Origin of the sequence: Streptomyces bobili, from assembly GCF_002154575.1 — a bacterium.
GTDB lineage: Bacteria > Actinomycetota > Actinomycetes > Streptomycetales > Streptomycetaceae > Streptomyces > Streptomyces bobili.
Window position 1 is genome coordinate 1 of sequence record NZ_MUBA01000688.1, and the last position, 6,028, is coordinate 6,028.

The 6,028-nt window shown below is 74.4% G+C and carries 5 protein-coding genes; 2 read left to right on the forward strand and 3 right to left on the reverse strand.

Annotation, left to right across the window (positions count from 1 at the left end; genetic code table 11):
- Positions 1–37: 37 nt before the first annotated feature.
- The 3 genes from BZL64_RS36245 to BZL64_RS36255 form a co-directional block, all read right to left on the reverse strand.
- Positions 38–889, reverse strand: a complete 852-nt coding sequence (locus tag BZL64_RS36245) for a cellulose-binding protein (RefSeq protein WP_086773280.1) — start codon at positions 887–889, stop codon at positions 38–40.
- Positions 890–1,136: 247 nt separating this feature from the next.
- Complete coding sequence (locus tag BZL64_RS36250; RefSeq protein ID WP_086773281.1) at positions 1,137–3,788, reverse strand: SUKH-4 family immunity protein; 2,652 nt, start codon at positions 3,786–3,788, stop codon at positions 1,137–1,139.
- Positions 3,789–3,795: 7 nt separating this feature from the next.
- Positions 3,796–4,809 (reverse strand): SMI1/KNR4 family protein, encoded by a 1,014-nt coding sequence (locus BZL64_RS36255; protein WP_086773284.1) that lies wholly within the window; start codon positions 4,807–4,809, stop codon positions 3,796–3,798.
- 300 nt (positions 4,810–5,109) lie between these two features.
- Between BZL64_RS36255 and BZL64_RS36260 the strand changes: the two genes are divergently transcribed.
- A complete protein-coding gene (locus BZL64_RS36260) occupies positions 5,110–5,634 on the forward strand; it encodes a YwqJ-related putative deaminase (RefSeq protein ID WP_086773282.1) in 525 nt (174 codons plus the stop codon).
- 55 nt (positions 5,635–5,689) lie between these two features.
- Positions 5,690–6,028 (forward strand): SUKH-3 domain-containing protein (locus tag BZL64_RS36265; RefSeq protein ID WP_086773283.1); only part of this gene is annotated, 339 nt, incomplete at its 3' end.

Genomic DNA, 6,028 nt, shown 5'->3' on the forward strand with positions numbered 1-6,028 from the left:
GTACGCAGCAGCCTGAGCGCGCTCACGGGGCGGGCGCCTACTCCACCGCACGCCCCGTGAGCGCGCTCAGGCTGCTGCGTACGTGATCGATGTGCGCCTGTACGTCGTCCCACCGCTCGCCGTGCTCGCGCAGTACGCGTTCCGTGTCGCGCGCGAGGTGTTCCGCACGCGCGCGTGCCTCCGCGAGAAGCCCGGCGGCATGCGCGTGGGCCTCCTCCTGGCGCCGGCGGGCGGCCTCCTCGGCGTCGGCGAAGGCCTGTTTCGCCTCCGACAGCGCCGCCTCGGCACGTGCCACCTGCCGCGCGTGGTGCGCGTCGAGCGCGGCGGCCCGTTCGGCCTCCTCGCGTTCGGCGGCGGCCCACCGCTCGGCCCGGTCCCTCTCCTGGTCGGCGAGCAGGGCCGCCGTGCGCCGGCGCATCTCACGCAGGGCCGCGAGGGCCTCGCCCCGGTTCGCCTTCACCTCGCGCCGGGCGCCGATGCGCGTGTCGTCGGCCTCGGCGCGCGCCGCGAGCAGCTTCTGCCGGGCCCGTTCCGCGGCCTCCGCGCGCGTCTCGTCCGCCCGCTCCCGCGCCGCCGCACGCAGCGCGGCGGCGTCGGCCTCGGCGCGCGCGACCTGTTCCTCGGCCGCGCGCCGGGCGCCTTCGCGCACGGCCGCCGCCTCCTCCCGCGCGAGCTGGAAGATACGCCGCGCACGCTCACCGAGACCGTCGTACGTCTGCGGCGCCAGCCGGCTCACCGCCTCCCGCAGCCGTACGGCCTCCGCCTCCATGTCCCTGGCCAGCACGGTCAGCCGGGCAGCCCGCTCCCAGGCGGCGTCCCGGTCGGCCGAGAGGGCGGCGGCGTACTGCTCGACCTGTTCTGGCCGGTAACCGCGCCTGCGGACGGTCATGAAACCGGGTGGTGCCATCGAAGCGCTGATCACCTGGAACCCCTCTCCACCAGACGGACGCGTAAGAGATGATTTCGCGCATATCTTGATGTATCGGGCGCGAGTGTTCATAACGCGACACTCCGCGAACAGGTCACGGTCAACCCCGGCCGGACACGCACACGAAAGGGCCGGGCCCGGTCACACGACCGGGCCCGGCCCTCACCCGCACAGCTGTCACCCGGCGGCCGTCAGCGGGACGTACGCCTCACAGCAGGCCGTCCCACATCTCCTCCAGCAGCACCGACCACCAGCTCTCCGGCGAACCCAGCGCCGCCGGGTCCAGCGCCGCCAGCTGCGCCTGGAAGTCGACGGTCCAGCGGCCCGCCTGCTCCTGGTTCAGACCGAACCGCAGCCGCCACATCCGCCCCAGCAGCGCGAGGCAGCGCGCGAACTCCGGCAGCCCGCTGTTCACGAACTGCGGCGGCACGGGCGCCCCGCCCGGCCCCGCCTCCACCGGCACGGCGACGATGTTCGCCGTGCCGTACTGCACACACAGCGCCTTGCCGAAGTCGCTGCCCATCACGAGGTACGACCCCGCGTCCGCCGCCGGCTGCACACCCCGCTCCGCCGCCAGCTCCGCCAGCGTCGGCACGGGCCGCCCCGGCTGGGCCTGCGCCCAGAAGAACGGACCGAGGTCCATCGGCAGACCCGCCACCACCAGCGTGTGCGCCACGACCGGCGGCACACCCTGGCGGGACACGGCCGCCTGCTCGAACCGGAACACCCCCGGCCCGAACGCCGCGGCCATCTCCTGCGCGATCGCCTCCGGCGGGATCGGCGGCGCGGGCTGCACCGGCTGCAACGGCGCCCGCACCGGGGCCGGACGGGCGGGACCGTCGGCGACCTGATGCAACTCACCCTGGTGGGCCAGCAGTTGGCGCATGCCCTGCTGCCGGCTCGCATGGTCCGTGCCGTACGGCGCGATGCTCGTGATCCGCGCCTGCGGCCACTGCTCGCGCATCATCCGCGCGCAGTAGGCCCCCGGCAGCTCGCACGACTCCAGCTCCGTGTGCAGCTCCAGCACCTGGTCCGGCGGCACGTTCATCGCCCGCAACTCATGGAAGATCTGCCACTCCGGGTGCGGTGTACCCGGCGCCGAACGCCGGATCAGCTGCTGCTCCGACCCGTCGTGCGCCCGGTAGCGCAGCACGGCCTGATAGCCCGGCCCGACGGTCGGCTGTCCCTGCTGGGGATACCCGTACGCCTGAGGCTGCCCAGGTCCGGGCATGCCCGGCGCAGGCATGGCACCGGGCGGCATCCCAGCGCCCGGAGGCATCCCGCCCGGCGGCATCGGCGGCTGCGGTGCCTGCGGCGTGTACGGGGCGCTCGGCGGCGGTGGCGTGCCGGGGCCGCCCGGCCCGGCCAGCATCGTCGCGGCATGGTGCGCGGCACCCTGCGCCCCACCGGCGGACCCGTGGGCGCCGGGCATGCCGGGGGCGGCCGGAGGCTGCGGAGCACCAGGGGCCCCCGGAACTCCCGGCGGACCCGGCGGACCCGGCCGCTGGGGAGCACCCGGCGGCTGTGGCGCCCCCGGACCCATCTGGCTCGGGTCGGCGAACATCGTCGCGGCGTGGTGCACCCCACCCGGAGGCGTACCACCCGGCTGGTTCGGCGGGGCGGGCGGATTCGGCCCGCCAGAAGCACCCGGAGCACCAGGGGCACCCGGAGCGCCGGGCGTACCCGGACCCTCGGGACCCAGCGCCGACACCAACTGCGTAGGCACATAACCGCCCGCCGACGCACCCGGAGCACCCGGACCGGCGGCAGGCGCAGGCGTCGCACCCGGCCGCACGCCCGGCGCACCCGGCGCGCTCGGCGGAGGCGGTGGCGGCGCCCCACCGACCCGCCGGCGCGGCGGCGGAGCCGCCTTGCTGGTGGCGGCATCGGCGATGTCCCCGGCGTTCGGCGCGAGCGACCGGGACGGCGTGCTCGGAGCACCCGGACCGGCGGGCGGCTGCGGGACACCGGGCGGCTGCTGACCGCCGTAGGACGACCCACCGGGCGCGGGGGCACCCTGCGGACCGGGCGGCGGCGGGGGCGGCGGAGTCGCCGGCCCACCCGGAACCGGCGCCGGGTTGGAGGCCGGCGGAGGAGTCGGGGTGGGCGCACCCGGCCCGGCCGGGTGCTGTAGCGCCGGCGCGACCGTCGTGGACGGAAGCCCGCTGCCGCCCGAGATCAGCGCCGTCTTGGCGTCCGGCACGGACGTCGGCGGCGGTACGTCGTCGTCGTCGGAACCGCTCAGCTGCGGCGCGAACACCGTCACCGGCAGCGGTACGGAACGGTCGTCACCGGAATCGCCGTTGGTGTCCGTGCCCGCCCACGGCGTGGCCCCCACAGGCGTCGCGGGCGGCGTCGGCACCCCCGCCTGCGTCCGGGGCAGCGACGGATCAGCGGCCCCCGGAGCGGAAGCGGACGGAGCCGCAGCAGGAGCAGCAGAGGCAGAAGGAGTGGCTGCGGACGACGGAGAAGCAGCCGCCTCCCCGATCCCCAGCCGGTCGGCCGCCTCCTGCAGCCACTCCGGCGGCGACAGCAGGAACGACGTCTGATTCAGATCCACCCGCGCCGCAGGCGCCGGCGCGGGCTCCGGCTCACCCTCCGGACGGCCGTACTCCTCCTCGTAGCGGCGGACCACCTCGCCCACCGGCAGCGCCGGCCACAACGTGGCCTCACCACTGTCCCGGGCGAGCACCAGCCGCTGGCCGCCCCCGTCCGAACGCGGCCCCTCCGCCCGGTCCTCGGCCCACACCACGAACCCGAGCCCGAACTCGCGGACCCGCACCTCACGGTGCTGATAGGCCGGAACGTCCCCGTTGACCCACTCTTCACCGCGCTCCTGCGCCTGCGCGAACGTCACCATCGCCGGATCACTCCCCCACGCCGACGGACGAAACAGAAGAACCGGCGGCAGCGGGAACAACCCGCGCGAAACCACCGTCCACCATCAGATTCGCCACCGTCTCCAACTCGGGCGGTCGTCCCGCCAACCGCGACAGGAAGGCATCGAAATCCTCACCGCACGGCAGCAGCAACCGCTCCACCCGCTCCGCCGGCGACCAGGCCGGATCCACGTCCCGCACATCGTCGTACGCGCAGAACCACACCGAACCGATCCGCTCGCCCTTCACCTTCACGGCCAGCAGACCGCCCTGCACGAACGCGACCCCCAGGTAGTCCTTGGTCAGATGGTCACGCAGGCACTTGTTGACGTACACCAGATCGTTGACCGCCGCCTCGTCGCGCACCGTGAAGAACGGCTGGTCCACCAGCAGCCCCAACTCCGCGTCCAGGGCGGGTCCCACCGGGGCACAGCCGCCCGCGGCCTTCAGGAACGACCGGTACGCACCGGGCAACCGGTACCCGAGGTCCTCCTCGACCCCCTGCACCTGCTGTTCCGACACCGCCACACCGGACTTCGGCAGCCCGAAATGCGCCGGACGCGTCTCCTGCAACGGCCGCGTCCCACGCTTCGCCTGATCCACCACCGCCGTCACGATCCCACCGTGATGCCGCAGCAACGCCTTCACCTCGACCGGAACCAACTCCAGCCGACGCGAGCCCACCACGTGATGCCACGTCCAGCCGTGCGGGGTCGCCACGCTGTCCACCGTGTCCCACAGCTCGTGCCCCGACGCCGACAACGCCGCGTTCGCCGACACGTAATCCGTCAGCCGCAGCTCATCGACGCCGAAACCCTCCGGCGGATCCGCGATCTCCGCGGCCGCACGGGCATAGGCCGAGAAGTCCGGGTAGCCGTGCTCGTCCACCCGCACCCCTCTCGGGTGGCGTGCGGCCCGGACCGGATCCGGAAAATGCACGACCTGCCCGGCGTAGGCCGCGTTCGGCGGCGCGGCTCGCTGCCCGAGCCGACCTGTCGTCATGGCGGTTGCCCCCTGCGGCACTCTGGACGGACCCCGGCGGCCGAATCCGCATCCGGACCCGACCACCACACTCCGTATCCGACTGTCTCCAACGGTCTCAGGCGCGCGTCAACCGCGCGCCACGCGGTGCCGACAGCCTATGCGGTACGACGACACCGGTCACCGGCCCTCCACTTCCGTGACCTGCCGTCACCCCGCCGTGACAGCCAGCCCAAACACGGGCGTGTCGCGCCGCCCCAGCTTTCCCACACCCCACGCCATTTGGCACTCTGAGTCCTCCGGGGGATGCACGGGAGGGGAATGACGATCATGAACGCCACACAAACGGGACCGCACACCAGCCGCTCCGGCGACCCCCGCATCGGCTGGAGCAGCGACGAGACCCTCCACGCGCCCGTCCTGCGCCACCGCCGCGACGGCATACTCCCCACCGTCGCCGCCGCCCTCTCGGTCCGCGGCGCCACCCTCACCGGCACCGCCGCCCGCGGCGACCAGCCCCCCGCACTGCACCCCCTCGTCCAGGACTTCCTCGACACCCTCCCCAGCGACCGGCGCGACCGCTACACCGGCCGCTGCGCCGAAGCACTCCTCATCTCCCGGCACATCGCCGCGGCCGACGCCACCCGCAGCAGACGCGCCACCCGCAGACCCATGACCAACGGCGAAGCCCGTAAAGCACTCAAACAGGCGAAACTCACCGCCCGGCGCATCCGCGAGGACGGCGACCCCCTGCACGGCAGCTTCGCCGCCCCCTGCCGCGCCTGCACCGCCCTCAGCGCCCACTTCGGCGTCCGCATCGTCGACCCCACCACCGACGACAGCTGACCTCGCCCCGCACACCGCCTCGCGCCGCCCCACGACCCCGACGAACGAAGGGCAGATGCACCCCGACCGCACCACCACACGCTTCCCCGTACCCACCGACGCCGCCCTGCGCGCCGCCGGCTGGCAACCCGGACGCTGGGACATCAAACAGGCCGAGATCTGGGCCGACGCGCTGCGCGAACACACCTCACCGGCCGGCCACCGCCACGCCGTCTTCCCCGCCGCCGTCGAGGCCTGGGCCGAATTCGGCGGCCTCCACATCACCCCCACGGGCCCCGGCCGCCAGATCGCCCCCGCCGCCGTCCACCTCGACCCTCTCCACGGGCTGCACCTCGCCCGCACCCTCGCCGACCTCGGCCGCGCCCTCGACACCGACGTCAGCCCCCTCGGCGCC

What these genes read in the sequence shown, in the direction of transcription:
- BZL64_RS36245 (WP_086773280.1), bottom strand. Translation starts at nt 889, where the DNA reads ATGACCGTCCGCAGGCGCGGTTACCGGCCAGAACAGGTCGAGCAGTAC.
- BZL64_RS36250 (WP_086773281.1), bottom strand. Translation starts at nt 3,788, where the DNA reads ATGGTGACGTTCGCGCAGGCGCAGGAGCGCGGTGAAGAGTGGGTCAAC.
- BZL64_RS36255 (WP_086773284.1), bottom strand. Translation starts at nt 4,809, where the DNA reads ATGACGACAGGTCGGCTCGGGCAGCGAGCCGCGCCGCCGAACGCGGCC.
- BZL64_RS36260 (WP_086773282.1), top strand. Translation starts at nt 5,110, where the DNA reads ATGACGATCATGAACGCCACACAAACGGGACCGCACACCAGCCGCTCC.